The 26,481-nt window shown below is 71.9% G+C and carries 24 protein-coding genes; 12 read left to right on the forward strand and 12 right to left on the reverse strand.

The genetic code is table 11. The features are described from left to right. Positions 1-45 precede the first annotated feature (45 nt). Together ACPYO6_RS14735 and ACPYO6_RS14740 are read left to right on the forward strand one after the other, a co-directional pair. The gene (locus tag ACPYO6_RS14735) at positions 46-432 is read left to right on the forward strand and encodes a hypothetical protein (protein ID WP_425713778.1); all 387 of its coding nucleotides are present in this window, start codon (positions 46-48) and stop codon (positions 430-432) included. A gap of 74 nt (positions 433-506) precedes the next feature. Further along, positions 507-1,499, forward strand: coding sequence for an IS3 family transposase (locus ACPYO6_RS14740; RefSeq protein ID WP_425713788.1), 993 nt, complete (start codon positions 507-509; stop codon positions 1,497-1,499). 101 nt (positions 1,500-1,600) lie between these two features. On the opposite strand, the gene ACPYO6_RS14745 is transcribed toward ACPYO6_RS14740, so the two are convergent. Genes ACPYO6_RS14745 through ACPYO6_RS14765 form a run of 5 tightly spaced genes read right to left on the reverse strand, consistent with a single transcriptional unit; the run spans position 1,601 to position 6,488 of the window. Continuing rightward, positions 1,601-2,737 (reverse strand): adenosine deaminase family protein, encoded by a 1,137-nt coding sequence (locus tag ACPYO6_RS14745; RefSeq protein WP_425715527.1) that lies wholly within the window; start codon positions 2,735-2,737, stop codon positions 1,601-1,603. Continuing rightward, the gene (locus tag ACPYO6_RS14750; protein WP_425715528.1) at positions 2,730-3,815 is read right to left on the reverse strand and encodes an ABC transporter substrate-binding protein; all 1,086 of its coding nucleotides are present in this window, start codon (positions 3,813-3,815) and stop codon (positions 2,730-2,732) included. Before ACPYO6_RS14750 ends, ACPYO6_RS14745 begins: the two co-directional genes overlap by 8 nt. Positions 3,816-3,856: 41 nt before the next feature. Further along, positions 3,857-4,870: an ABC transporter ATP-binding protein gene (locus ACPYO6_RS14755; protein ID WP_425715529.1), complete on the reverse strand. Its 1,014-nt coding sequence runs from the start codon at positions 4,868-4,870 to the stop codon at positions 3,857-3,859. After that, complete coding sequence (locus tag ACPYO6_RS14760) at positions 4,867-5,664, reverse strand: ABC transporter permease (protein WP_425715530.1); 798 nt, start codon at positions 5,662-5,664, stop codon at positions 4,867-4,869. Before ACPYO6_RS14760 ends, ACPYO6_RS14755 begins: the two co-directional genes overlap by 4 nt. Continuing rightward, positions 5,661-6,488 carry an ABC transporter permease gene (locus ACPYO6_RS14765; protein ID WP_425715531.1) on the reverse strand — a complete coding sequence of 276 codons (828 nt, stop codon included), beginning with the start codon at positions 6,486-6,488 and terminating at the stop codon, positions 5,661-5,663. The genes ACPYO6_RS14760 and ACPYO6_RS14765 overlap by 4 nt, the downstream gene beginning before the upstream one ends. A 340-nt stretch (positions 6,489-6,828) precedes the next feature. On the opposite strand from ACPYO6_RS14765, the gene ACPYO6_RS14770 reads away from it, so the two are divergent. Continuing rightward, a complete protein-coding gene (locus ACPYO6_RS14770) occupies positions 6,829-7,800 on the forward strand; it encodes a LacI family DNA-binding transcriptional regulator (protein ID WP_425715532.1) in 972 nt (323 codons plus the stop codon). Between the two features lie 809 nt (positions 7,801-8,609). Then, a complete protein-coding gene (locus ACPYO6_RS14775; RefSeq protein WP_425715533.1) occupies positions 8,610-9,308 on the forward strand; it encodes a hypothetical protein in 699 nt (232 codons plus the stop codon). A gap of 636 nt (positions 9,309-9,944) precedes the next feature. Here the strand turns inward: ACPYO6_RS14775 and ACPYO6_RS14780 are convergent. The 3 genes from ACPYO6_RS14780 to ACPYO6_RS14790 all read right to left on the reverse strand — a co-directional run bounded on the left by ACPYO6_RS14780 (position 9,945) and on the right by ACPYO6_RS14790 (position 13,405). After that, positions 9,945-11,153: an acetamidase/formamidase family protein gene (locus ACPYO6_RS14780; protein WP_425715534.1), complete on the reverse strand. Its 1,209-nt coding sequence runs from the start codon at positions 11,151-11,153 to the stop codon at positions 9,945-9,947. 252 nt (positions 11,154-11,405) lie between these two features. After that, positions 11,406-12,044: an O-methyltransferase gene (locus ACPYO6_RS14785; protein ID WP_425715535.1), complete on the reverse strand. Its 639-nt coding sequence runs from the start codon at positions 12,042-12,044 to the stop codon at positions 11,406-11,408. A 317-nt stretch (positions 12,045-12,361) separates the two neighbouring features. Further along, a complete protein-coding gene (locus ACPYO6_RS14790; protein ID WP_425715536.1) occupies positions 12,362-13,405 on the reverse strand; it encodes an ABC transporter substrate-binding protein in 1,044 nt (347 codons plus the stop codon). A 209-nt stretch (positions 13,406-13,614) separates the two neighbouring features. Between ACPYO6_RS14790 and ACPYO6_RS14795 the strand changes: the two genes are divergently transcribed. From ACPYO6_RS14795 to ACPYO6_RS14825, 7 genes are all read left to right on the forward strand, one after another. Continuing rightward, entirely contained in the window at positions 13,615-14,742 is a 1,128-nt protein-coding gene (locus ACPYO6_RS14795) for a FecCD family ABC transporter permease (RefSeq protein WP_425715537.1), read from the forward strand. Between the two features lie 89 nt (positions 14,743-14,831). Then, the gene (locus ACPYO6_RS14800) at positions 14,832-15,797 is read left to right on the forward strand and encodes a FecCD family ABC transporter permease (protein ID WP_425715538.1); all 966 of its coding nucleotides are present in this window, start codon (positions 14,832-14,834) and stop codon (positions 15,795-15,797) included. A 58-nt stretch (positions 15,798-15,855) separates the two neighbouring features. Then, positions 15,856-16,623 (forward strand): GntR family transcriptional regulator, encoded by a 768-nt coding sequence (locus ACPYO6_RS14805; RefSeq protein WP_425715539.1) that lies wholly within the window; start codon positions 15,856-15,858, stop codon positions 16,621-16,623. Next, entirely contained in the window at positions 16,620-17,645 is a 1,026-nt protein-coding gene (locus tag ACPYO6_RS14810; RefSeq protein ID WP_425715541.1) for an ADP-ribosylglycohydrolase family protein, read from the forward strand. Before ACPYO6_RS14805 ends, ACPYO6_RS14810 begins: the two co-directional genes overlap by 4 nt. A 123-nt stretch (positions 17,646-17,768) precedes the next feature. Continuing rightward, positions 17,769-19,262, forward strand: coding sequence for a purine-cytosine permease family protein (locus ACPYO6_RS14815; RefSeq protein ID WP_425715542.1), 1,494 nt, complete (start codon positions 17,769-17,771; stop codon positions 19,260-19,262). Next, positions 19,259-20,314: a PfkB family carbohydrate kinase gene (locus tag ACPYO6_RS14820; RefSeq protein ID WP_425715543.1), complete on the forward strand. Its 1,056-nt coding sequence runs from the start codon at positions 19,259-19,261 to the stop codon at positions 20,312-20,314. The genes ACPYO6_RS14815 and ACPYO6_RS14820 overlap by 4 nt, the downstream gene beginning before the upstream one ends. A gap of 515 nt (positions 20,315-20,829) precedes the next feature. Continuing rightward, complete coding sequence (locus ACPYO6_RS14825) at positions 20,830-21,288, forward strand: hypothetical protein (protein ID WP_425707671.1); 459 nt, start codon at positions 20,830-20,832, stop codon at positions 21,286-21,288. Positions 21,289-21,321: 33 nt separating this feature from the next. Here ACPYO6_RS14825 and ACPYO6_RS14830 read toward each other — a convergent pair whose 3' ends face one another. Both ACPYO6_RS14830 and ACPYO6_RS14835 read right to left on the reverse strand, forming a co-directional pair. Beyond that, positions 21,322-21,936 (reverse strand): histidine phosphatase family protein, encoded by a 615-nt coding sequence (locus ACPYO6_RS14830; protein ID WP_425715544.1) that lies wholly within the window; start codon positions 21,934-21,936, stop codon positions 21,322-21,324. A 109-nt stretch (positions 21,937-22,045) separates the two neighbouring features. Beyond that, positions 22,046-23,188, reverse strand: coding sequence for an MFS transporter (locus ACPYO6_RS14835; protein WP_425715545.1), 1,143 nt, complete (start codon positions 23,186-23,188; stop codon positions 22,046-22,048). A gap of 194 nt (positions 23,189-23,382) precedes the next feature. Between ACPYO6_RS14835 and ACPYO6_RS14840 the strand changes: the two genes are divergently transcribed. Next, positions 23,383-24,645, forward strand: a complete 1,263-nt coding sequence (locus ACPYO6_RS14840; RefSeq protein ID WP_425715546.1) for an O-antigen ligase family protein — start codon at positions 23,383-23,385, stop codon at positions 24,643-24,645. Positions 24,646-24,838: 193 nt separating this feature from the next. On the opposite strand, the gene ACPYO6_RS14845 is transcribed toward ACPYO6_RS14840, so the two are convergent. Further along, positions 24,839-25,543: a heme oxygenase (biliverdin-producing) gene (locus ACPYO6_RS14845; RefSeq protein ID WP_425715548.1), complete on the reverse strand. Its 705-nt coding sequence runs from the start codon at positions 25,541-25,543 to the stop codon at positions 24,839-24,841. Positions 25,544-25,688: 145 nt separating this feature from the next. Further along, positions 25,689-26,372, reverse strand: a complete 684-nt coding sequence (locus ACPYO6_RS14850; RefSeq protein WP_425715549.1) for a Crp/Fnr family transcriptional regulator — start codon at positions 26,370-26,372, stop codon at positions 25,689-25,691. Positions 26,373-26,481: the final 109 nt, after the last annotated feature.

Raw genomic sequence — 26,481 nt, forward strand, 5'->3', positions numbered from 1 at the left:
CGCCCCCTGTGTGTCAGCCTGGGTGTGAGTCGATCGAGGAGGTCGATGTTGGCACGTCTGCGCACTCCGCAGGAGAAGGCTGAGTTCGTGGCCGAGTACCTGGTTGTCGAGCACGGTCAGAAGTTGGCATGGCTCGCAGAGAGGGGGATCGACTCGCGAACGATGAGTCGTTGGCGTAAGGCGTTCTTCTTTGGCGATCTGGATGCCGAGCTGATTCCCAGGGACACTTCCTTGATGGATGTCGCTGGTGGAGCCAAGTTCAAACAGCTCGAGGTCCAGCTCGCGGCGGAGAAGGCTGCGCGGGAGGCCGATCGGCGGGAACACGCCGCTGAGATCGAGCGACTCCAGGAGGTCAACGATGCGCTGGGAAAAGCTATCGGGCTCTTGCACGACCGCGCCGGCGAGCAGCAGGAGCCCAAGGACGAGAGCTGAACCCAACCACCGGCTCGGGTACGGCGACGGGCGGTTCGGACTTCATCGCGTTCGAGAACGAGCTGGTCGCTGAGATCAAGAGCTATGGGACCAGTCAGCGCGCCACCTTGGAACTGCTCGGGATCAGTCGCGCGACGTGGCACTACCGCCGCCATCCCCGCGACCGGGTGCCCGGTCCGGTTCCGCAGGCACGGCGGGACTATCCCAACCGGGTCACCGACGCCGAGCGGGAGCAGATCCTGGGACTGATCGCCCAGGGGTTCGCCGTCGGTCGCGGCGTGTACTCGTCGTGGCACGACGCGTTGGACGCGGGCGATCCGATCGCCTCGCTCAGGACGTGGCACCGGCTCGCCGCTGCTCATCTGGGGCCGCAACGGCCCAGCCGGCCCCGGCGCCGGCGGCGGGCCAGCGCGATGCCGCAGTTCCGAGCCACCGCGCCCAACCAGGTCTGGTGCTGGGACATCACCAAGCTCGCGGGCAAGTACCACGGGCAGTGGCTCAGTCTCTATCTCGTCATCGACGTCTTCTCGCGCCTGGTCGTGGGCTGGCGGGTTGAACAGGGCGAGGACGATGACCTGGCCCGAGCGATGTTCGAGACCGCGTTCGACGCGCAGGGCACGCACCCGCAGATCGTGCACTCCGATGGCGGCCCGTCGATGATGTCCGACACCCTGTCCGACCTCTACCGCGAGCTGGGCATTACCCGCTCACGTAACCGGCCCCGGGTCTCCAACGACAATCCGTACGCCGAATCATGGTTCAAGACAGCGAAGTACCAGTCCCGCTATCCCGGCTGGTTCCACGACATGGCCCATGCTCGTCGCTGGGCCACGACCGTGATCACCGACTACAACACCACTCACCGGCACACGTCGCTCGAGGGCCACACACCGCAGAGCGTCCATGACGGCAGCTGGCGCACTGTCCATCACCAGCGACAGTCCACTCTCGAAGACCTGGCCGCCCGCCACCCCGAGCGCTACCCCCGCACCCCCCGAATCAGAGCACCGTTAGCGAACGTCACTCTCAACACCGAACAATCAACCCAACGACTCCAAACAGGTTGACACCTTCCGGCCGTCACCTGGTTCGGCGGACAGGTACACGGGTCGGCGGACGAGTACATGGGTCGGCGCGGGAGGGGAGACCGGCCCCACGTCCAGCCGGTCTACTCCTGTCCTCCTGCCAGCGCCTCGGCCTCGCGACGAATGTCGGAGCGCAGCACGTCCTTGCCCGCCTCCGGCAGCCAGCTGGCCTCCACCCCCGCGAGTGCCATCGCGGCGAGCTTCTCCAACCCCACCCCGACCTGGTCGTGCAGGATCCGGTACTCGCTGAGCAGCGTCGTCGGGAACATCCCCGGGTCGTCGCTGGCGGGGAAGACGTTGAGACCGGCGTCGAGCATCGCGCGGATGGAGGCACGCCGCCACGGCCGCCACGAGCGCCGCGACGTCGTCGAGACCACCGTGAACGCGACCTGCTCGTCGCGCATCCGCGCCACCACGGCGTCGTCCTCGAGGACGAAGTACCCGTGGTCGAGCCGCTCGCAGCCGAGGACGTCGAGGCAGGTGACGGCGTTGCGCGCGCTCGGCACGTGCTCGGACGTGTGCGCGGTGCGCCGCAGCCCGGCCTCCCCCGCCAGGCGGTAGGCGTCGACGAACCGCTCCGGCGGGCCCGAGGTCTCGAGGTTGTCCAGGCCGATCCCCACGAGGTGCTCGTGCGGGTGGTCCACGACGGTCCGGATCCACTCCAACGCCTCCTCGCCGGTCCCCGACCGGTCGACGGCGGCGAGCATCCGCGCGGTGATCCCGAAGTCGCGCTCGGCCAACCGGATGCCCTCGGCGTAGGCCTCGACCATCTGCGCGTACCCCAGGGCCTCGATCTGCGGCGGTGGCCGGTCGATGGAGAACTCGACGTGCCGGGTCCCGGAGACGGTGTGTGCGTCCTCGAGGGCCTCGTAGACGATCCGCGTGAGGTCGTCGGGCCCGCGCAGCACCTGGCGAACCCAGTCCGACGCCTCGAACAACGAGTACGACCGGTCGGGCTCGTCGTCGCTGCGTCCCTGCGGCATGGGGATCCGCGTGTCGAGGTACAACGACGGGTCGGGCGGCGTCGAGTTGATGTCGGCGAAGATCCGCTCGGGCGCATCGGGCAGCGACAGCCCCTCGCGGCGCGCGAGGTCGCCGAACGTCGTCGGCCGCACGGTGCCGAGCAGGTGGCAGTGCAGGTCCACCTTGGGCAGGCGCCGGAGGAAGGCCTCGGCGTCGGGCCCGACGTCCGCCGTCACGGCTCCTGTCGCCTCAGCCACCAACAACCTCCCGCGCGAACCGCTCGACCCACTCGTTGCGGTTCGGGGTGATCTCGTTCGGGTCGAGGGTGGAGTAGCCGGCAGCCTCGGGGTCGTCGGCGACGTCACCGACGACGGCGGTCAGCTCCTCGGGCATCTCCACCTCGAGGTTGACGGGCAGGTCCCCGACGAGCTCGGCGCTGGCCTGCTGCGCCTCGAGGGAGAGCAGGTAGTCGATGAACTGGTGGGCGCCCTCGACGTTGGGTGCCTCGCTCGGGACCATCGCCCGGTTGGTCGCCATGTAGCGCCCCTCCGCCGGCGGCGTCCATCCGACGTTCTCGCCCGCGGCGACCAGGTCGGTGGCGAACCCGTTGAGCGCGGCACCCGCGACGATCTCCCCCTGGGTGAGCAGGTTCGTCATCTCGGTGCTCGAGCCGTAGAACTGCAGCACGTTCGGGGACCACTCGGCGAGCGTGGAGAACGCCGTGTCGACGTCGTAGGGGCCGGCACCGTAGACCTCGCCGATGGCGGAGACGGTGAGCTGGCCGGAGGTGACAGCGATGTCGGGCAGGACCACGCGCCCGGCGTTGGCCTCGTCGCCGAAGATCGCCCAGTCGGCGGCCTCCTCGGCGGAGAACGTCTCGGTGTCGTACATGATCCCGTTGAGCTGGTAGCTGTACGCGGGACCGGTGAACCCCTCCTCGGTCGCGAACGGCGCGATCTCTTCGAGCGCCGGCACGTCCTCGGCGGTGACCTGCTGGAAGAGGTCGTCCTCCTGGGCGATCGCCGCGTACGTGTCGGAGATGAGCATGACGTCGATGCCGGAGTCGCCCTCGTCGAGCTGCAGCTGGGACAGACGGTCGGCGTTGGATCCCGTCTCGATCTCCACCTCGATGCCGGTGGCCTCGGTGAAGGGGTCGACGACGGCCTCCGTGAAGGGCTCGACGTTGAAGGGGAACGTGCTGACGACGATCGTGTCGGCGTCGCCCTCGGAGTCTCCCCCGCCGCCGCAGGCGGCGATGCCTGCGGCGGAGAGCACGACGACGGTGGAGAGGGCGAGGACGCGGCGGCGGTCGGTGGACCGGCGGCTGGGTGACATGGACTGTTCCTTTCGGGGGCCGCGGGTGCGGAGGGCGACGGTCAGGGGGCGACTGCGACGAGCCGCGACTCGGGGACCTGGACGCGGACGGGGTCGCCGGCGTCGAGGTGGGGTGCCGTGGTGGCGCGCAGGTCTGCGAGGAGCTCGACGCGTTCGCCGGAGGCGTCCTGGGCGGCGACCTTCACGAGGACGTCGACCCCGCGGTAGGCGACGTCGAGGACGGTGCCGTCGAGCGCGAGGCCCGAGGAGGCTGTATCGCTCCCCCGCGCCCCACCGGCCGGATCGAGCTCGATGTGCTCGGGGCGCGCGGTGAGGAGCTGTCCACCGGCGTCGTGGAGGAAGTTCTCGTAGCCGAGGAACTCGGCGACGAACCGGTTGGCGGGCGCGGGGAAGACGTCCTGCGGCGCGCCCTGCTGCTGGATGCGGCCGTCCTGCATGAGCACCATCTCGTCGCTCATCTCGAGGGCCTCGTCCTGGTCGTGGGTCACGAGCACGACGGTCAGCCCGGTCTCGGACTGGATGCGCCGGATCTCGGCGCGCATCTGGATGCGCAGGCGGGCGTCGAGGTTGGACAGCGGCTCGTCGAGCAGGAGCAGCTCGGGGCCGATGGTGATGGCACGCGCGAGCGCGACGCGCTGCTGCTGACCGCCGGAGAGCTTCTTCGGCTTGTTGCCGGCCAGGTGGGCGAGACCGACGAGCTCGAGGGACTCGGTCACGCGCGTCCTGCGCTCGGCAGCCCCTACTCGACGCACCTTGAGGCCGTAGCCGACGTTCTCGGCCACGGTCATGTGCGGGAACAGCGCATAGGACTGGAACACCATGCCGAGGTTGCGCTTCTCGGGCGGGGTGCGGGTCGCGTCCTTGCCGCCGATGAGGATCTGTCCCGACGTCGGGGCGAGATAGCCGGCGAGCATGCGCAGGGTGGTGGTCTTCCCGCAGCCGGAGGGTCCGAGGAGCGTCGTGAGCTTCCCCTCGGGGATGGTGAGGTCGATCGAGTCGACGGCGGTGAAGTCGCCGAACCGTTGGGTCACGCCGACGAGCTGGGCAGCAGTCATCCGTTGATGCCTCCGAAGACCTTGGCGAACCCGAGGGTCCGTTCGGTGATGATCGCGACGAGCACGGTGCCGGCGAGGATGAGCACCGAGATCGCGGCGATGATGGGCGTGTAGCTCTGCTGGACGTAGTCGAGCATCACCACCGGGAGCGTGCGGAAGTCGCGGCTCTGCAGGAGCAGCGAGAGCGGCACGTTGTTGAAGGACGCGACGAAGCTGAGCAGCGCGGCCGAGAAGATCCCCGGTCGCAGCAGCGGCAGCGTGACCGTGAAGAAGGTCCGTGCGGGCCCGGCGCCGAGACCGCGGGCCGCCTCCTCGACGGCGGGGTCGATGAGCGCGAGGGACGCCCCCGTCACCCGCACGGCGTAGGGGAACATCAGCACCGTGTGACCAAAGAGGAGGACCTCGAAGTTGTCGAGGTCGAGGCCGAGCATGAGCTGCTGGTAGAGCGCCAGACCCACGACGAGCTCGGGCACGATGAGCGGCGAGAGGAACAGGCCCTCGACGAGCCCCTTCCCGGGCAGGCGGCCGCGGTGGATCGCCAGCGTGACGGGCACGCCGAGCGCGAGCGCGATGACGGTCGCGAGCAGCCCGAGCTGGAGGCTGGACACGAGCGAGGTCATGAACGGCTCGTAGCTCACCGCCTCGGAGAACCAGCGCAGGGACCAGCCCTCGGGCGGGAAACGGAGCGTGCTGCCGGCGGAGAACGCGGTGACGACGACGAACAGGATCGGCACGATCATCACGATGTAGCCGAGGACGGCGAGCGCCGCGGCGACGGGTCGGCGGTTGCTCATGCGATCGCCCCTCTGCGGCCGACGAGTGCGGACAGGCCCGAGATGGCGAACACGAGGATCGTCATGACGAGCGCCGTCGCGCTGGCGGCCGCCCAGTCGATGGTGGTGCTGGCGTAGGTGTAGAGCTGCGTGGCGAGGACGCGCTCGCGCGAGCCGCCGAGGAGATAGGGGGTCGTGTACGCCGTGATGGAGCCCGCGAACACAAGGACCGAGGCCACGACGACGCCGGGCAACGACAGCGGCAGGACCACCGTCCAGAAGGTGCGGATCCTCCCGGCACCCAACCCGCGGGCGGCGTCGTCGAGTCCGGCGTCGACCTGGGCGACCGCCGAGTACGAGGCGACGACGGCGAGCGGCAGGAACAGCTGCGTGAGCCCGAGGACGATCGCGAGCGGCGTGTAGAGCAGCTGGGGCGCCTCGTCGACGAGCCCGAGCCGGAGCAGGAGCTGGGGAACCGCCCCCTGCGAGCCGAGGACCACGAGCCAGCCGAAGGTGCGGACCACGGAGCTGAGCAGGAGCGGGAAGATCGCGAGCGCGAGGAGCACGCCCGACCAACGCGACGTCGACCGGGCGAGCAGGTAGGCGATGGGAAAACCGAGGAGCAGGCACAGGATCGTCGTGATGAGCCCGAGCAGCAGCGTGCGGCCGATGATCGCGAGGTCGTAGGGGTCGCTGAGCATCTGCCCCAGGCGGGCGAGGACCTCTCCGGGCCCGATGTCGGGCGGGGCCACGAGCATCGCGACGGACGGCACGAGGAAGCCCACGAGGAGGACCGCGAGACCGGGGAGCAGCAGGAGCGCGGTCGTGCCACGGGTCTGGCGCACGAGTTCCTCCTTCGGGTGGGGCGTCGTCACTGACGGTCGGCCGCTCGACGCCCCTGTGGTCCAGGACTCGGCGCTTGGCGACCGCAACCGGTTCCACAACCGGTTACGGTGGGACTATACATACCGGGCCGCCCGGTGGCGATGCCTGTCTTGCGCCAGCGGGGGTGGTGATGCCGGCGTGGTCCGGGGTGCGTGTCGGCGTCGTCGGACCCGTTCCGGGGCGAGACGTGCCGACGGTGCCGTTCGGGCGGGAGGTGCGTGCCGACGTCGTCGGTGCGGTTCACGCGCGAGGTGCGCGCAAGCGGGGAACAATGCCAGGAACGACGAGGGAGGGAGCCCGGTGGCCACGCTCAGCGACGTCGCGGCGCACGCACGGGTCTCCAAGGCGACGGCGTCGCGAGCCCTCAACCGACCGGACCTCGTGGCCCCTCGAACCGTCGAGCGGGTCCGTGACGCGGCGGAGCACCTGCGGTTCATCCCCAACCGGGGCGCCCAGCACCTGGCCAGGGGGCGCTCCGGGATCGTCTCGCTGCTGGTGCCGACCCTGCACAACGCGTTCTTCACGCCGATCATCGGCGGCGCCCAGAACCGGGCCGCGGCAACGGACCTGCACGTGACGATCGCCGTCCACCCGCTGGAGGACGAGGCCGAGCGGGTGCGGTTCGAGCAGCTCGTCGCACAGGTCGACGGGCTCATCGTCGTGGCACCGCGCGGCGACGACGAGCTCGTGCGCCGGGCCTGCGCGCTCAAGCCGAGCGTGCTCGTCGACCGGGAGATCGAGGGCATCCCGTCCGTGTCCGCGGACACCGCCGCCGCGTTCGGCTCGCTCGTCGAGCGGCTTGCCGACGCCGGGCACGAGCGGGTGGCGTTCCTCAACGGGCCGGACAAGTCGTGGCAGAACGTCCAGCGGTCGGAGGCCGTTCTCGGTGCCGCACGCGCCACCGGGGTCGAGGTTGACATCCTCGGCCCCTCCCCCGCTCTCTTCACGACCGGGGCGGCGCTTGCCGACGACGTCCTCGCGACGGGCGCGACAGTGGCCCTCCCCTTCGCGTCCGACCTCGGCCTGGGTCTGCTCTTCGAGCTCATCTCGCGCGGCCGGGCGCACTTCGGCGACCAGCCCCGGAGCGACGACGCGGTCGAGGTGGTCGGCGTGCCGGGGTCGCTCGCGGTCGACGTGGACGGGGAGGCGCTCGGCGCGGCGGCGATGGATCACCTGCTGGCCCTGCTCGGCGGGAGCGCGCCGGAGCCGCCAGAGAGACGGCTGACCGTACCGGTGGCCGAGCACTGGGCCGGGCCTCGCGGGAGGGCGTGAGCGCGGCGGGACGGTGCCGACCTCCCCCGGTTCCGCCGAGGTCACAGGGTGAGTGCCGACCTCACTCGTTCCTGCCGAGGCCACAGGTTGTGCGTCGACCCCGAGGGTTGTCGCCGAAGCTAGATGCTGGGTGCCGACCCCACCCACGCCGTCACCTGGTTCGGCGGACAAGTACACGGGTCGGCAATTAAGTACACGGGTCGGCGGACGAGTACATGGGTCGGCGACAAGGTGCTGGTTCGACGATCGCCGGGCCCCCACAGGTCGCGTCGCACGCTCGAGTGTTCGAGCAGCGCGCGCCTCCGTCCACGCCTGCCCAGCTTCCGGGCGTGAGCACCATCCGGGACGCCACGAGATCACCACAGGCACTGCGGCTACACGTCCATCCACAGGTCGCGATGTCCTCCCCAGTCGTACCGGACGTCGTCACTCAGGGTCGGGCCATGATGAATTCGGCGCTGCCCACGGGAACACCGACGTTGCGGGTCCTCCTGGGCGACGTCCGCGGCCTCCACGACCCCCTGGCCAGGTCGCGGTCGAACGAAGGAACTGAACTCGTCACGGTCCGCCGCGGTGCCGTCGCTGTGGTGCCGAAGGGGCTCAACGGAGGTGCACGCACACGGGCCCTCTACCGCGCACGATGCACCGCGGCCCAGGCACGGACGTCGACTCCTCGGCCCTTGGTGCTGGAATCGGCCGCTGCGGTCCACGACCTCTACACATGGACGGTGCCGACCACGGTGCACCTCGCGGCCCCGAGTCCCGCGGGGCCCGGGAGTGCCCGTGACGTGCTCCGACACGAGTTCACCGTGGCTGACGGCGACATCGTGATGATCGGCGGCCAGCCTGTCACCACGCTCGAGCGGACAGCGATGGACTTCGCACGCCTTCGTGATCCAGAGCAGGCGATCGTCACGCTGGATCACGTGTTCGCCAGGATGTGCCGAGCGAGTCGGACGGAGCGCGAACGGGTCGATCGGGAGGCGGGCGAGCTGCGAGCCCTGCTGATCAGCCGGCTGCGCACCGAGTTCCGGGGCGCACGGGGCGTCCGGCGCGCCATCCGACTGGTCGAGCTGGCGTCGCCGTGGTCGGAGTCGGCGTGGGAGTCGCGTGTCAGGTGGATCGTTCTCGTCTGGGGCGTGCGCGACGCGGTACAGCAGTGCCCGATCGCGGCCGACGGGCACCGGTGGTGGGTCGACCTTGCCATCCCCATCGGCACGACGCCGGACGGGAGGCCGCGATGGCTCATCGTCGAGTTCGACGGGCACTCGAAGTTCGGCACCGACCCCACCGTCACCTCGGACGCCTTGATGAAGGAAAGACGTCGGGACCAGGCACTCGAGCGTGCGGGCCACACGGTGCTGCACCTCAGCGCTTCCGAGGCCGGCAACCCTGCCCTCACGGTCGAGCGGATCGTCGCAAAGGTGCCCGACGGTGTCCGGCTCAGTCTCTCGCCGGTCACCGACCTCATGCCCCGGACGCGGCGACGCACCGGCCGGTCGGCCTGACGGGCCCCTCCCTGCACCAGGCCGGTGGGGCGCCTCGCAGTGACGGACCAGGCGCGACGGCGCCATTCATCCACGCCCGCTCGCGGTCGCCGTGACACACGAGTGGTCGGACCGACTCGATGTGGTGTGGTGACCGTGCAGGTGCCCCGTCACCGCCCCCCGAGAGCCGGAAGGCAGCTTACGGACCCGCGCCGACACCAGCGGTCGCGTGCCGAGCCGCGATGCTCTCGTCGACCCCAGTCGTTGTACGCCGACCCCACCCCCACCGTTACCTGGTTCGGCGGACAAGTACACGGCTCGGCAAGCAGGTACCTGGCTCGGCGGACAAGTACATGGCGCGGTGCACGAGAGAGCGACGTCAGCAGTGGCCACCCGCCCCCCTCGCCGACCTCACAGACGCCGTCGGCCGTCTCGGCGACAGAGTGTGAGGTCGGCGAGGGAGTGCGGTGCTGGCGGACAGAGCGTGAGTCGGCGAGGGGGCGTGGTGCCGGCGGACAGAGCGTGAGTCGGCGAGGGGGCGTGGTGCCGTCAGACCGAGCGTGAGGTCGGCGAAGAGACGTCGGTCCCGCAGCGGGGGTGAGGGGTTCGACGTCGTGCTCCGTTCGCGAGCCGCACCCACCCCCGCGGGACCGGGCCTTACTCCGGCTGCGGGAGGATGTCCTTGTCGAAGATGTCGACCGGCACCTTGAGCACGACCGCCGCGTTCGGGATGTCGACGATCCCGCCCACGTGCATCTCGCAGGGCGCCACCGAGATGATCGTGTACGCCTGCTCGGGCGTGTATCCGAACTTCCCCAGGTACTCGATCGCCTGCTCGAGGGCCTGGACGGCGGCCATCGTCGTGTCGAGGTACTTCTGCTCGGAGCCGCTCGCGGACAGCCCGGTGAAGGAGAGGTACCTCGTCCCCATCTGCGGATCGAACGGCGAGGGCCGGAACATCGGCGTGCTCACGCCGTAGCGCGCCATCCCGTCCTTGATGACGCCGAACCGGTACCAGCCGGCCCCGTCCATCTCGATGGCGTTCCAGGTGACCTCGCCGTCGCCCTCGGCGAAGTGGAAGTCGCCCGAGGAGAACAGAGCGCCGTCGACGAACACCGGGTAGTAGACGCGCGAGCCCCGCGAGAGGTTCTTGATGTCCATGTTGCCGCCGTTCTCGCGCGGCGGGATCGTGCGGGCGGCGTCCTGGGCCACGCGCCGCCACTCGTCGCCCTCGAGGTCGCGGAGGACGGACGTCGCGACGGCGTCCGCACGCGGACCGGCCAGGCCGTCGGCGATCAGGGGGTCCTCGCGCTCGTTCCAGATCCGCAGCAGATCGTGCGACGGCGCCACGCCCATGATCCCGGGGTGGCTGATCGCGGGGATCTCCACGCCCGGGATCTGCCGGCTCGTGGCGTACGTCCCGTGCAGGTCCCAGATCGTCTTGAAGCCCTGCGGGAACTGCGACGCGAGCGGCCCACCCATCCCGGGCAGGATGTTCGAGTAGCCGATCCCGGACAGCGGGAGCACGTCGAGGATGTCGACGACGAGAAGATCACCCGCCTTGACGCCGTCGACCTTGACCGGGCCGGTCAGCGGGTGCGTGCGGGTGAGGTCGAAGGAGTGGATGTCGGCGTCGTCGTCGACGTCCTTGAGCTGGTAGTCGTCGTAGCCGCCGGACTCGAGGATGAGCTCGTCGCCGATGCCCACCTCGACCAGCGGCGGGATGTCCGGGTGCCAGCGGTTGTGGCCGAGATGCTTCTGCTCGGCGAGCGGGACGCCCACCTCGCAGCGGAACCGCTGGACGCCCAGGTCGCGGTCCTTGAACCGGGAGACCCCGGAGCGGGTGAAGTCGGTCGAGTCGGTCATGATGTGCCTCCTTGACAGGTGGCGACACGCGCACCACTGGCTCGTCGTTGACCAGGTGTGGTGCCTGCTCGCGCGGATCGCCGGGTGGATGCCGCGGCCCTGATCCGGGCGATGGCTCCCGCGCGCACCCCCGTACGGCCCCGACGACGCCGATGCTATCGAGGAGTCGCTCGCCGTGGTAGGGGTCACAGGCGGGCGGCGATCGCCGGACGGTCGCGAGCTGTCACCGGCCGGCGACGTCGCCCGACTCCTTCACATCCTGAGCGCCAGCTCGCCCTTCGGCTTGTACTCCGAGCCGCTGAGCAGGGTCACGCTCCGGTAGCCGTTCCCGTCGCCGCGGACGTGGTCGAGGAAGGAGGCGTCGAGGTTCTCGTTGTACACCAGCGCGCCGCTGCGCAGCTTCGGCTCAATCACGCGCAGGACCTCGAGGGACACGTCCGGCGCCCAGCCGTCGATGAGGGCGAGGTCGACGCCGTCGGGCACGGACGTCAGCGTCTCGCGCGCATCCCCGACGAGGACCTCGACGTACTCCCCCAGCCCCGCCCGCTCGACGTTCGCCCGCGCCCGCTCCGCCTTCTCCGGCACGAGCTCGGCGGTGCGGACGATCCCGCCTCCGGCGTCACGTACGGCGGCCGCGAGGTAGATCGTGGCGAAGCCGAGCGACGTCGCGAACTCGACGACGTTCCGAGCCCGCCCGTACCGCGCCAGCAGGTAGAGCTGGTCGCCCTGCTCGGGGCTGAGCGAGAACCCGGTCTCCGCGTGCCGGTGGGGGTCCGCGTGCCAGGCGTACTCGGCCCACTCGATGTGGCGCTCACGCTCGTAGAGCTCGTCGAGCACCGCCAGGACCTGCGGGTCCGTGATCATCGAGCTGGAGTGCGCGTCGCGGGGCATGGTCGTCCTTCGTTCGGGGGCGGGTCGGTTCATCGTCGCGCACTCGCCGGGCGGGATTCCGCTCGCTCACCCGACCGAAAACCCCTCACTCGCCAGGGGTGGGGGTCAGGTCTCGGAGCGGTCGCGTGCCGAGCCGCGATGCTCTCGTCGACCCCAGTCGTTGTGCGCCGACCCCACCCCCGCCGTTACCTGGCTCGGCGCACAAGTACATGGCTCGGCGCACAAGTACATGGGTCGGCGCGCAAGTACATGGCTCGGCGCACAAGTACATGGGTCGGCGCGCAAGTACATGGGTCGGCGAACAACGAGAACTCCCCTCACTCGCCGAGGGCCTCCTCGATGAGCGGCTCGAGCTGCTCGAGCGCGTACAGCCTGGCCTCGGGCGTGGCCAGAGCAAAAGCGTCGGAGACCTCGTTGTCGATGAGGATCGAGCGGCCGTCCTCGACCGCGGGGATCGCGAGCCAGCCGGCATCCTCGGAGATCTCGGTGGGCTCGATCCAGATGGGGGTGGCCATGACGAGGTCGGCGTCGAACACCGGCAGCTGCTCGTCGGACAGGGAGACGCTCCAGCTGCCGTCCTCGGAGAGCTCCTCGATCTCGGGGTTGGGCACGAACCCGAGCTCGGTCATGAACGACACGCGGCTGCCCGCGGCGGTGTACGCGCCCCAGCCCTCGGAGGTGCGCGACCCGACGGTCACCGTCTGCCCCTCCCAGCCGGGGTGCGCCGCCGCGACCTCGGCGAACGCCTCCTCCTGCTCGGCGAGGATCTCCTCGACCTGGTCGCTCTCCCCCAACGCTGCGGCGATCATCTCGAGCTGCTCGGTCCCGGTCGTCAGGTAGTCCCCGCCGCCGGGGGCCACGCCGACCACGGGTGCGATGTCGCTGAGTCGGTCGTAGCGCTCCTGGTCACCGCTCGAGTGGACATCGAGGATGAGGTCCGGCTCGAGCGCGCCGATCGCCTCGTACGACAGCTCGAGCGTGCCGAACATCTCGGGGGCCTCGTCGTAGGCGCCCTCCATCCACGGCCCCACTCCGGTCGGGTCGTCGAAACCGATCCAGTCCGACGCACCCACGGGCTGCACGCCGAGCTGGAGCGCGACCTCGGCGTCGCCCCAGCCCAGCGCCACCACGCGCTCGGGCCGTTCCTCGATCGTCACCTCGCCGAACTCGGTCTCGACCGTGGCCGGGAACGCCTCGCCCGAGTCGCCCGCGCCCGCGCCGGAGCCGGAGCCGGACTCGCCGGAGTCACCCGACTCCTCCTCGGAACCACCGCCGCAGGCCGCAAGGGTGAGGGACGCGGCGAGCGCGAGGCCGGCGCCGATCGTCAGGCGTCGGGTGCGCGCGGGGCGGTCGATGGTCATCGATACTCCTTGGTCGAACCGGGGGTGCGGACCGGGGCGGCCCACAGAGCCCCTAAGGTAAGCCTCACCTAATAGATCAAGGAACAGGCACGACGACGATGAGACCACCGCCACCCGCCGGCAGCGGCCCCTCCGCCGAGAGCGGCAGGCACGGCGCGAGCTCAGGCGCGCCCGCCGGCAGTCCGGTCGCCGAACGAACCACCACACCCGTGCCCGACGACGACGCCGCACCCACCACTCCCCCTCCCGCCGGCGGCCGCGCGGGCTCCGGCGGGCGGGACGCCGGCCGCGCGGACTCCGGCGGGCCGGCCGTCGGCCGCGCGGGATCCCGCGGCTCAGCCACGCGGGCGCGCATCGCGGCGCTGCTGATCGGCGTCGGGGCGTTGGTCGTTCTCGGGGTGCTGAGCATCGTCGTGGGCAGCAGCCACATACCCTTGCCCACCGTGCTCGACTCCCTCACCGGCGGCGACGTCCCGCCGACCGAGCAGCACGCCGTCACCGGGCTGCGGCTGCCGCGGACGATCGCGGCGGTCGCCGTCGGGGCCGCGCTCGCGGTGGCCGGCGCCCTCATGCAGGCGCTCACCCGCAACCCGCTGGCCGAGCCGGGGCTGCTGGGGGTGTCGGCGGGGTCGAGCTTCGCCGTCGCGATGGCGATCTCGCTCCTCGGCGTGTCCGCGCCGAGCGCCTACGTGTGGTTCGCGCTCGCGGGGGCCTTCCTCGCCACCGTCGCGGTCACGCTCATCAGCCGCACGGGCGGCGGGCGGGTCGACCCGGTACGCATCGTCCTCGCCGGCGTGGCGCTGAGCGCGGTCCTGTCCGGGATCCTCGGCGCGCTGCGCCTGTCCGACCCGCGCACCTTCAACGCCCTGCAGGTCTGGGAGGCGGGGATCCTGTCCGGTCGGGGGCTCGACGTCGTCGGGGCCGTGGCGCCGCTGCTCATCCCCGGCCTCGTGCTCGCGCTCCTGCTCGGCAAGGCGCTCAACGGGGTGGCGATGGGCGACGACGTCGCGACCTCCCTCGGTGTCTCCCTCAGGCGGACGCGGGTGCTGAGCGTCGTCGCCATCACGGTGCTCGCGGGCAGCGCGACGGCCATCGCCGGCCCCATCGCCTTCATCGGCCTCATGGTCCCGCACGCCGCGCGGCGGTTCGCCGGGGCCGACCAGCGGTGGGTGCTCGCGCTGTCCCTCGTGCTCGGGCCGGTGCTCATGATCGGCGCGGACATCCTCGCCCGCCTCGTCGTGTGGCCGGCGGAGATGCCCGTGGGTCTGGTCAGCGCGCTCATCGGCGCACCCGTTCTCGTGGCACTCGCCCGACGACGAAAGGCGCTGACCCTGTGACCGCCCAGGAGCCCGGGACCGCGACGCAGCACCCGCAGACCGCCGGTCAGGGTCTGGCGAGAGCGCGGAGGCGGCGTCGTCGTCGTCCGATGGTCGTGGGTCTTGTGCTCGCGGCGGTCCTGCTCGCGCTCACCGTGCTGGCGCTCGGGATCGGCGACTACCCGCTGACCCCGCTCGAGGTGCTGCGCGCGGCGACGGGGCAGGACGGCTTCCCCTCGACCGTGGTGCTCGAGTGGCGGCTGCCGCGGGTGTCGGCGGCGCTGGTGTTCGGGGCCGCTCTGGCCGTGGCCGGCGCGCTGTTCCAGACGCTCACGCGCAACCCGCTGGGCTCGCCGGACATCATCGGGTTCTCGACCGGCGCGTACACGGGCGTGGTCGTGGCGACGATCGTGCTGGGCGGCGGGCTCGTCGGGGCCACCGGCGGGGCGCTGCTCGGCGGGCTCGGCACCGGCGTGCTCGTCTACCTGCTCGCGTGGCGGGGCGGGGTGCAGGGCTTCCGGCTCATCGTCGTCGGGATCGCGGTGACGGCGGCGCTGCACGCGGTCAACTCGTGGATCCTCCTGCGCGCCGAGACGGAGACGGCGATGACGGCGGCGATCTGGGGGTCGGGGTCGCTGAGCCTGGCGAGCTGGTCGGACGTGGTGCCGGCCGTCGCCGTCGTGCTCGCCGCGCTGCCGCTGCTCCTGCTGTCTGTGCGGCCGATGCGGCAGCTCGAGCTCGGCGACGACGTGGCCGCCTCCCACGGCGTGCACGTCGAGCGGACGCGGCTGCTCGTGCTCGGGGTGGGCGTGCTGCTCACCGCGCTGGTGACCGCGACGACGGGGCCGATCGCGTTCGTCGCCCTGTCCGCGCCGCAGATCGCGCGTCGGCTGGCCCGCAGCCCGGGCATCCCGCTCGTGCACTCCGCGCTGACCGGGGCGTTCGTGCTGCTCGGCGCCGACCTGCTGGCGCAGCACACGCTCGCGCAGCCGGTACCCGTGGGCACCGTGACGGTGGTGCTCGGCGGGGCGTACCTGGCGTGGCTGCTGGCGGCGGAGCCGCGCAAGGGGCGGTGAGCGTTCGGTCGCGGCACGGCCTTGACAGGCGAAGTGAACAGGTATGAACATGTGCAGCATGTCCGGTTCCCCGGCTGCGATGACGCAGCGCGAGCGCATCGTCGCCGCCCTGTCCGCGCGCATCAACGCCGGCGCGCTGCGTGCCGGCGAGCGCCTCGACAGCGAGTCGGGAATCGCCGCGGAGTTCGGCGTCTCCCGCGGCACCGTCCGCGGCGCCCTGGCCGAGCTGCAGCGCCGCGACCTCATCGCCACCCGCGCGGGGCTCGGCTCGTTCGTCACCTTCGACGGCAGCCCGCTGGACCCGGGCGTCGGTTGGGCGCGCGCCCTGACCGACGCGGGCGCCGCCGTCACCACCGAGATCCTCGGCATCACGCTCGTCCCCGCGGCCAGCGCCACGCCCCCACCCGGCCCCGCGCACCCGACAGCCGCCCCGGCACACGCCGTGCCGCCCGAGCTCGCCGGCCGCGACGTCGTCGTCCTTGCCCGACGACGCCTCCTGGACGGCCGCCCGATCTCCTACGAGCGCGCCGTCGTGCCCGCCACCGGCCCGCTGCGCGACCTCCCGACCACCGGCCTCGTGGACGACTCCCTCACGGCCACGCTCCGCGGCGCGGGCCTCGTCGCGCACCACGGCACGCAGGACGCGCGGGTCGTGCCCACGTCCGGCGACGTCGCCGCACACCTCGAGCACGCCCCCGGCACCGTCGTGCTGCGCACGACGCGGCTGTCCTTCTCGATCGGCAGCGACGTCGTCGAGCACGTCGAGTCCTTCCTCGACCCGGCGCACTTCAGCCTCCACCTCACGTTCGGAGACACCCCCGCATGACCACCCTGCACGACCGCGCTCTCGGCGCCCTCACCGGTCTCGCGCTCGGCGACGCGCTCGGCATGCCCACGCAGTCGATGTCCCGCGAGCGGATCGCCCGCGAGCTGGGGCCGATCACCGGCCTCGTCGACGGCCCGGCCGACCAGCCGATCGCCCCGGGCATGCCGGCGGGCTCGGTCACGGACGACACCGAGCAGGCCCTTCTCGTCGCCCGGCTGCTCGTCGACGGCGGCGGCCGGGTGGCGACCCGGGCCTTCGCCGACGCGCTCATGGCCTGGGAGGGACGGATGCGCGCGAAGGGCTCGCTCGACCTCCTCGGCCCCTCCACCTCCGCGGCCATCACGGCGATCGCCGACGGCGGAGACCCGGCGGAGACCGGCTCCGGCGGGACGACGAACGGTGCGGCGATGCGGGTGACGCCGGTGGCCGTGGCGGTGCCGTCCGCAGACCCCGACGCCCTGCTCCGCGCCGTCCACGACCTCAGCTTCGTCACGCACAACACGGGGCTCGGCCTGTCCGGGGCGGCCGCCGTCGCGGGGGCGGTCTCCGCCGCGGTCGACGGCGCAGACCTCGACGACGCGCTGACCTACGGCCTCGACCTGGCCCGCCGCGCGGAGACGATGGGCCACTGGGTCGCGGGCGCCTCGATCCCCGACCGCGCCGGGTGGGTGCTGCGTGCCACCCACGCCATGAGCACCGCCGACCTGGCGGACTTCCTCGTGGGGGTGGTCGGCACGTCGGTGCAGTCCCAGGAGTCGGTCGTCAGCGCTCTGGTCATCGCGAGCCGGTTCCGCGACGACCCCTACGGCGGCCTCTGCCTCGCCGCCACGATCGGCGGGGACACGGACACCGTGGCGGCGATGGCCGGCGCGATCCTCGGCGCCACCCACGGGCCCGCCGGCTTCCCCGCCGACGACGTCGCCACCGTCTCGTCCGTCTCCGACCTCGACCTCGCCGGCGTCACGGACGAGCTGCTCGCACTGCGCCGGTCGCACGCCCCCGCGGCACCGGACCCCGCCTGACGCACCGGGCACCGCCCGACCAACCCGAACGACTCCGAACTACCCGAACAACCCGGAACCGACGATCCGCCGGCGCGTACCGGCGCCCACCCGTCCTTCCCCGGACCATCCAACGAAGGGTGCATGATGTCCCCGAACCACGACGCCTCACCGACCGCGGCCGAGCAGGCCCAGGACGTGATCCTGTCGAAGTACGAGCAGCGCGGCATCGAGCCGGTGCCGGTCGAGGAGCAGCAGGGCAACCCGCTCGACCTGTTCTGGGTGTGGTTCGCCGCCAACCTGTCGATCCTCGGCATCCCGCTCGGCGTCACGCTCGTGGCGCTGGGCATGAACATCTGGCAGGCCCTGATCGCCGCCGTGCTCGGCGCGTTCGGCTCTTTCGCGATCGTCGGCGTCATCTCGATCGCGGGCCGCCGCGGCGGCGCACCGAGCCTCACCCTGTCCCGGGCGATCTTCGGCGTGCGCGGCAACATCGGCCCGACGATCGTCTCGCTGGCCTCGCGGCTCGGCTGGGAGACCGTCAACACCACGACCGGTGCGTTCGCGCTGCTCTCGCTGTCCACCCTGGTGCTCGGCACGAACGCGGACGCCAAGGAGAGCCCGGTCCTCGCCCTGGTCTGCATCGCGATCTTCGTCGTCTGCACCGTCGCGGTGTCCGGCATGGGCCACGCCTTCCTCGTCGCCGTGCAGAAGTGGGCCACGTGGATCTTCGGGGCGCTCAACATCTTCGTCGCCGCCTACCTGGTGACCACCGTGGACTGGGACCTCGTCCTGTCGGCCCCGGCGGGGCCGGCCTCCGCCGTGATCATCGGCGTCGGCACGATCGCGGCCGGCACCGGCATCGGCTGGGCGAATGCCGGCGCGGACATGGCCCGCTACCAGTCGCCCCGCGTGCGGGCCGGGTCGCTCATCGCCTCGGCGTCCGCCGGGGCCGGCATACCGCTGGTCATCATCATCGGTCTCGGCGCGATCCTCGGCGCCGGCGACTCCGGGCTCGCGAGCGCCGGCGACCCGGTGGCGGCGGTCCGCTCGGTCCTGCCGGCCTGGGTGGCGATCCCCTACCTCGTCACCGCGTTCGGCGGCCTGCTGCTGTCGAACCACCTGTCCGTCTACTCGGCGGGCCTCACCACGCTCACCCTGGGCATCCGGATCAAGCGGGTCAACGCCGTCATCCTCGACGTCGTCGTCACCACGATCGGCGCCATCTACTTCATGCTCGTCTCGGAGAGCTTCTACGGCCCGTTCATCACGTTCATCTCGCTGCTCGCGGTGCCGATCACGGCGTGGGTGGGCGTGTTCGTCGTCGACATGATCGGGCGCCGCACCTACCACGCCGACTCGCTGATGGACCTGGGCAAGACGTCGGGCTACTGGTACCGCGGGGGCGTGGAGTGGCGCTCGACGCTCGCGTGGGCGGCGGCGATCGTCGTCGGCTTCCTGTTCACGACGGCGCGCGTGAGCTCCGAGGAGGTGTGGTTCACCGGCGCGCTGGCCGAGACCTGGATCGGGTCCAACGGTCTCGCGTGGGTCGCCACGTTCGCCATCTCGGCCGGCCTCTACGCCGCGCTCGGCGGTGCCCGCGCCGGCCGCCGCGACCCGTCCGTGGCCGCGCGATGACGGCCCGCGTCGGGGGTGCGGCCGCGGTGACCGGCCGTGCGGGCCGGGTGATCCACACCGGGCAGGCGATCGTCGACGTCGTCATGCAGGTCGGCCGCGTGCCGGCCGCCGGCGAGGACGTCTTCGCCTCCGAGCACGCGCTCGAGGTGGGCGGCGGCTTCAACGTCATGGCCGCCGCCCGACGCGAGGGCGCCGAGGTGCTCTACGCGGGAGGGCACGGCACCGGGCCGTTCGGCGACCGGGTGCGCGAGGCGCTGGCCGCAGAGGGGATCGAGGTGCTCCTGGCCGCCCGTCCCGGGATGGACTCCGGCTTCTGCGTGGCCCTGGTCGACGACGACGCCGAGCGCACCTTCGTCTCCACACTCGGCGCGGAGGGACACGTCGCGGTGGACGCACTCGACGGCGTACCGGTGGGGCCGGGCGACGTCGTCTACGTCAGCGGCTACTCGCTCCTGCACCCCGACAACGCCGCGATGCTTGCCCGGGCGCTGCCGAGAATGGCGGAGGCGGCGCAGGTCGTCGTCGACGCCTCGCCGGTCATCGGTGAGGTGGCGGGCGAGGCGCTGGCGGCGGTGCGCGGCGCGGCGACGCTGTGGTCGGTCAACGAGCGCGAGGCCGGCATCCTCGCGGGGCGGGTGCTCCGTGAGCGGGACGGCGCGGGAGAGCGGAATCCTGCGGATGTGCCCGAGGACGCTGCGGGCGCCGGTGCGGCGGGCACTGACGAGGCGAGCGTCGGTGCGGACGAGCTCGCCGCCGCCCTGAGCCAGGAGCTCGAGGCGGTGGTACTCGTGCGCGTCGGGGCGGGCGGCTGCTGGGTCGCCCGGCCGGGCGAGGCTGCGGTACACGTGCCGGGCATCGACGTCGAGGCGGTGGACACCAACGGTGCCGGTGACGCCCACACCGGCGTGCTGTGCGCGGACCTCGCCGCCGGCGTGCCGCTCGCGGAGGCGGTGCGGCGGGCCAACGTCGCGGCCGGCATCGCGGTCACCCGCCGCGGCCCGGCGACGTCGCCGACGGCCGAGGAGATCGACCAGTTGCTGACCCGCGACTGACCGCCTGGCCCACTCCCCTGCCCGCTGCTCGCGTCGGGAGCATGGGTGGTGTCTCGAGAACATGCCCCGGGTCCATCGTCTCGAGACACCACCCATCGTCTCGAAGAACGTGTAACCGGCTGGTCGCCGGAGGACGGGCGTGCGCCTCGGCATCGGGACCTTCGCCGGCCACCGGTCCGACGAATATCGCTTGCTCGACGCCGCCGTCGCAGTCACGCTCGGCATCGTCCTGGGGCTCCTCGTCGACGGCCTCGTGAGCAGGGGTCGACGACGTGCCGAATCGACCGAGGCGGAGCACCTCGCGCTCCGCACCGCTGAGCATCCGGTCCGCGACGGCCGCACGGCTCAGCCGCTCCCACCGCACAGCCGACCACGACATCCCGACCTGAGAGGCAGCCATGTTCTCGCCCGCACGACGCGCTTCGACCCGCCCCGCCGACACGACGCGCCCCGCCTCGGCGTGGACGTCGTTGGTGGGCCCGCTGGGCCGCGGCGAGTCGGCCGCAGTACTGGGCGTGGCGACCGCCTCGGCCCTCGCCGTCGGCGTTCGGACCGCACGACGATCGGGCTGGCTGCGCGGCTCGCTCGTCGGCGCCGTCGCCTTCGACCTCGTCGGTGGGCTCGTCGCGTTCCAGCTCCCGGCCACCCGCGAGCGCTACTCGATGAAGGCCATGCGCTCGCGCCTCACCTTCGCCCTGGTCCACGTCCAGCCGTTCGCGCTGCCGCTGCTGGGCGAAGGATCCTGGAGGCGTGCGGGACTCCGCTGCTCGACCGCCGTCGCGAGCACCGTCGCGCTGGAGCGCCTCGCTCCCCGCTCACCCGGCCGCCGCCTGATCGCCAACGGCGTCGCCGCCGCCCTGAGCCTGGTGGACCTCGCGACCGACAGCTCGCGGCAACGCTGGTTCGGACCGGTGTTCACGATGAAGGTGGTCGGTGGCCACGGCGGCATCCCGGCCGCGCCGGTCGGGAGCTGAGAACCGGAGCGCGCGAGTCCGGCCCAGGCCACCTCAGACGCTGCTGAGCGTGACCACCTCACGGCTGCGGAAACGGGGGTGCTCGCGCAGGTGGGTGAGTCCCCCGCTGGTCGCCCGGAACGCGACGTGCCCGGCGGCGTCGAGCGGCATCTTGATCCACGCGGCGATCACGTAGGTGAGCGCCCCGCCGTGGGTGACGATCACCTGGTGCTCGCAGTCGCGGGCGGTGACCTGGTCCATCGCCCGGTAGACGCGGCCGGCGACGTCGATCGTGCGCTCGGCGCCGGCCACCCCGTGGTCGTGGGTCATCCGGTCGCCCATCGCCGGCGCGGGCACGTACCGCTCGTCGAGCCATGCCTGCGGGCGCCCCTCGCCCTCCCCGTAGGAGCGCTCGCGCAGGTCGGCCGTGAGGACCGGCTCGACGCCGAGAGCCGCACCGATGACCTGCGCCGTCTGCGCGGTGCGGCGCAGGTCGGAGCTGATGACCTCCGCCGTCGCGCCCTCGGGGACGAGCCCGCGAACCCTGGTCGCGAGCGCCCGCGAGGCCGCCAGGCCGCGTTCCGTCAGCTCGGAGTCGTACCAGCCGCCGACCAGGCGGTCGACGTGATGCGTGGCCTCGGGGTGGGTGACGACGTAGAGGTTGCGCATGGCCGCCACGGTACGGGGAGCAGCTGTGGGCACCGTCGGGTCGGACCGGACCCAAGCTCGGTGGTCAGGGGAGGCGCCCCGCCCATCGCACAGACGCCAACGGGCCGCCTCATTCGCTACGGGCGCGGAGCACCGACGCCGACGCACCCAGGACGACCATGATCGCCAGACCGATCGAGAACAGCGTGACGAAGCTGCCCCGATCGGCGAGTCCCGCTCCGAGCGCGGTCCCGACCGCGCTGCCCAGGAACAAGGAGGAGGCGAAGAGGCTGACGCTCGTCGCGCGCGCGTCCGGCGTGACCTCGGTGGCCCACTTCTGCAGCGTGGAGTGCATGAAGGCCCAGGCACCCGCCAGGAGGACACACCCCACGAGAACCCCGGCCGTGGACGGATCGAGCACCAGCGCGACGTACGCACCGACCCCGGAGACCCCACCCACCGCGATGAGCCCCGCCTGACTCATCCGGTCCGCCACGCGCTTGACCACCCGGGTCGCACCCACGACGGCAACCCCGTACGCCGCGGTGACGACACCGGACAACGTGGTACTCAACCCCTCGGCCTGCAGGACGGTCGGCAGGAAGTTGAGCACGCCGAGCAGGACCGCGCCCTCGACGAAGACGCAGGCGAACACCACGAGCGCCCACCCATGCCCGATCACTCGCACCAACGAGGCACGCACCGAGCGCGGCTCCCCGTGGGAGACCACCTCGGGAAGTTGCTTCATCAGCACGACGACGCCGATCACCAGGATCGAAGGGACCCCGAAGGCCAGCCGCCAGCTGGCAAGGTCCGCCAGGGCAGCGCCGACGAGGGTGGCCGTCGCCATCCCGCTCGCCGTCATCATCATGACGTCGGTCAGCGGGCCGTGCCGCCGCTCGACCGGGACCGTGTCCCCGATGTAGATCAGTGCACCCGGGACGACGGCGGCATAGGCGCCACCGGCGAGGATGCGCGCCACCGTCAGGACCACGACGTGCGGGGACACCGCGCTGAGGACACTGGCGGATGCAGCGATGAGCAGCGCGACGCGCATCGTCCGCACCCGCCCGAGCCGGTCCGAGATCATCCCCCAGACGATCTGCATCACCCCGTACCCGACCAGGTAGACGGAGGCGATGACGCCCGCCTCGGTCAGGGAGATGTCGAACTCGTCGGCAATCGCCAGCAGCATCGGCGCGATGACGAGCCGGTCGAAGGAGCTGAAGAAGACCGCCAGGTGCAGCAGCCCCAGCCGACGAGGATCTCCCACGGCGCTTCCGACCCCCGATCTTCGTCCCCCTCACAAGGGGTTGGTGTGTGTCACGAGCAGACGCCCTCAGCACATCCTCACTTGGCCCCACCCATCCGCTCGACGCAGTGACGCCCCGGATCGCACTGCCGGCTCCTCCCGCCGCAGATCACCATCGCCCCCAGGACAGCCCGACTTCGCTAGCGTCGTCCTACGTGCCCCCACACGCGCCTCATGGACTCCCCCGGTCCGAGGACTCCACACCGAGCGAGCCGCGCACCGGTGACAGCTCCCGCGCAGACCTGTCCTCTGCCGAGCGGCGCACCGGCGCGACCTCCCAGTCCACCGCCCGCTCCCGCCTCGCCGCCGCCGAGCGCTCCGCCCGTCGTGGCCTGTCCCACCTCGGCCTGGACTCGCGCGCCGACCTCCTGCTGGTGCTCGCGGTCGCGCTGTGGCTCGGATACACGGCGATCGCTTCGCTCGCCCACGGCGGCCCGCCTGCCGACGCCCTGCCCTTCCTCATCGCGCCGGTCGTCATCCTCGCCGGCGTCGCGGCGGGGCGGGTGCTCGCCTCACGTTCCGCGCACGTCGACCCCAGTCGCTCCCCCGACGACGACACCACCGACGCACCAGCTCCCCGACGAGGGGTCACCACCACGCACCTGAGCGCCGCCGTCGCGCTCGTCGCCGGCCTGGCCCTGCTCGTCCCGTTCTACGCCAACGCCCAGGCGGCGTTCGGCCTCCAGCTCGTCGCCCTGGCCGGTCTGCTCGCGCTGAGCAACGAGCGGCACGAACCAGACACCCTCGCACCGACCCGCGTCACCCACCTCACGCTGCCCGTCCCGACGCTCGTCGCCGTCGTGCTCGGCGTGCTCCTCGCGGGTCGCGCCCAGGCTGCCGGCGTGCTCGTCGTCGTTCTCGCGCTCGTCCTCACCCTCGCGCTCGTCCGCCGCGACCTGCCGTCCCGACGCCGTCTGACCGCCCCGCGCACCCTGGTCATCGCCGGTGGTGCCGTCATCGCGGTGGCGGCCGCCCTCGTCACCTGGCTCGGCGGCCTGTCGACCTGGCCCACGTGGCTGTCGACCTCCGGCAGCCTCAGCGGTGCCCGCCACGCCCTGTGGGCCGACGCCCTCGAGCTGTGGTCGCAGCGTCCGCAGGCCGGGTCGGGGCCGGGCTCCTTCGTGGCCTCCTCGCCGATCGCGGCGTCGCGTCCCGACCTGTCCGAGGTGCACTCCTCGGTCCTGCAGGTCGCTGCCGAGCTCGGCCTGGTCGGCGTCCTGATGCTGGCGGGCCTCCTTGCCGCGGGCCTGGCCGTCGGGGCGCAACGCGGAGGTCGGGCGGCGCTCGTGGCCACCACGGCCTGGACCGCTCTGGCGGTGCACTCGATGATCGACCATCTCTACGAGTTCCCGCCCGTCACCCTGGCCGCGGGCCTCGTCCTCGGCTGGGCCTCGGCCCCGCACCACCGACCTGCTTGACCACGCGCCCACTGTCCGACCGGCCACGTACCCCGCTCAGCCCCATCCACCTCCTCCGCAGCCCCACCACTTCATCGAAAGGATGGGTTCTGTCACGAAAGGATGGGCAGAGGGCATCCCCTCGTGACACAACCCATCCTCTCGAAGCGGGAGAGACGGTCTGAGTCCCGACGCGCGAGGTAAGGGATGCGACTCAGGCCGCCCCCGACGACGCCGTCTCGCGCCCGCCCTCCGCCGCGGCCACGTGCCTCTCGCCCAGTGCGACGAACACCGCCGCGTTGAGGTCGAAGGCCACCTTGGCCTCCTCGACCACCCGATCGCGCTCCTCGCGCGTGAACGTGAAGGGGGCGGCGTCGATGAGGGCGCGGTAGTGGTCCTTGAACGGCTTGACCTTCTCGATCCCGGTGAAGGTGTAGAAGGTCAGATCGTCAGCGGTCATGCCGTAGTGGCGCTGGAGCATCCGCGCGATGGCCTGGCCGCCGGAGAGGTCGCCGAGATAGCGGGTGTAGGCGTGCGCCAGGTAGGTGGCCGCGTCCGCGATGCCCTCCAGCCGCGCCACGTAGGTCTCGGTCGCCGCCAGCACGGGGAGCTCCTTGCGCCAGGTCGGGCCGGCGAGGGTGGCGAGGTCCGCCTCCAGGCTCGGCACCCGCCGCAGCTCAGGCAGCACGAAGGCCGCCGCCACCGGGTCACCACCTGTCCCACCACCGACCAGCCGGTCACCCGCACCCTCGAGCGCGGTGTAGATCGCGTGGTGCTGACGGGCCAGGTCGACATACGCCGCACGGCCCAGGCGCCCGCCCATGAGGTCGCTGACGAAGGAGCGCGTCTCGGCGTGCTCGTGCTGCGGCCGGGTGGTGTCCCGCAGGACCTCGGACAGCGGCTGGGTGGTGGTGGCCATGGGGGCTCCTGGGTTGCTGACGGCGCGTCACGATCAAGTGTGCTGACAGTCTGTCGTCAACCCACCGGTCAGGCAAGCCTTACCTGGCCCCGACCCCGCACGACGGCGCACCACCACACCCGAGTGATCCACCACCGGCTCACCCTCACCCCGGCTCCGCGACCTCCTCGAGCGCGTCGATGTCCAGCAGCTCCACGTCTCGCCGCCCCTGCAGGCGAATGATCCCGCGGTCGGACAGCGCCGCCAGGCGCCGGCTCAGGGTCTCCGGCGTCGTGCCCAGGTAGCCCGCGACGTCCTGCTTGGCCATCGGGAGCCGCACCGCCACCACCGAGTCGCGCACGCTCACGGGCAGGTCGAGCAGGTAGGCCGCCACGCGAGCGCCGACGTCGCTGGAGGTGACCGCGGCCAGCAGCCGTTCGGTCGAGTGCAGCCGATCGGACAGCGTGCGCAGGATCCGTTGGGTGATGTCGGGGTAGCGCCCGAGCAGCGCCGAGAGGTCGTCGTGGTCCAGCGCGCACATCTGGCTGTCCTCGATCGCGACGACGAGGTCCTCGGACCGCTGCCCGGTGAGGAAGGCCCGCTCCCCCACCACCTCACCCGCGCCGGCGGTCCGCAGCACCTGCTCGTGCCCGTTGGCCGAGGTCTGACTGACCTTGAGCCGCCCGCTGTGCACCACGAGCACCCGGGTCACCGGTTGTCCGGGCAGGTGCACGGTCTCGCCCCTGGCCACCCGCAGGGGTCGCACGACCTCCGCCACCGTCTCCTGCTCGGCGCGCGTCAGCCCCTGGAAGATCGGGACCCGGACCACGCACAGATCAGGCTCGGACATACCCGGAATCTACCCGGCGCCCCTCACCTCGCACGGACTTGACCTGCGTCAAGGAGAATCCCGCGCCACCTTCCTAGATTGCGAAGACACCGCAATCCACGACGAAAGG

The sequence above is a fragment of the Georgenia sp. Z1344 genome (assembly GCF_049856295.1).
Lineage (GTDB): Bacteria > Actinomycetota > Actinomycetes > Actinomycetales > Actinomycetaceae > JB111.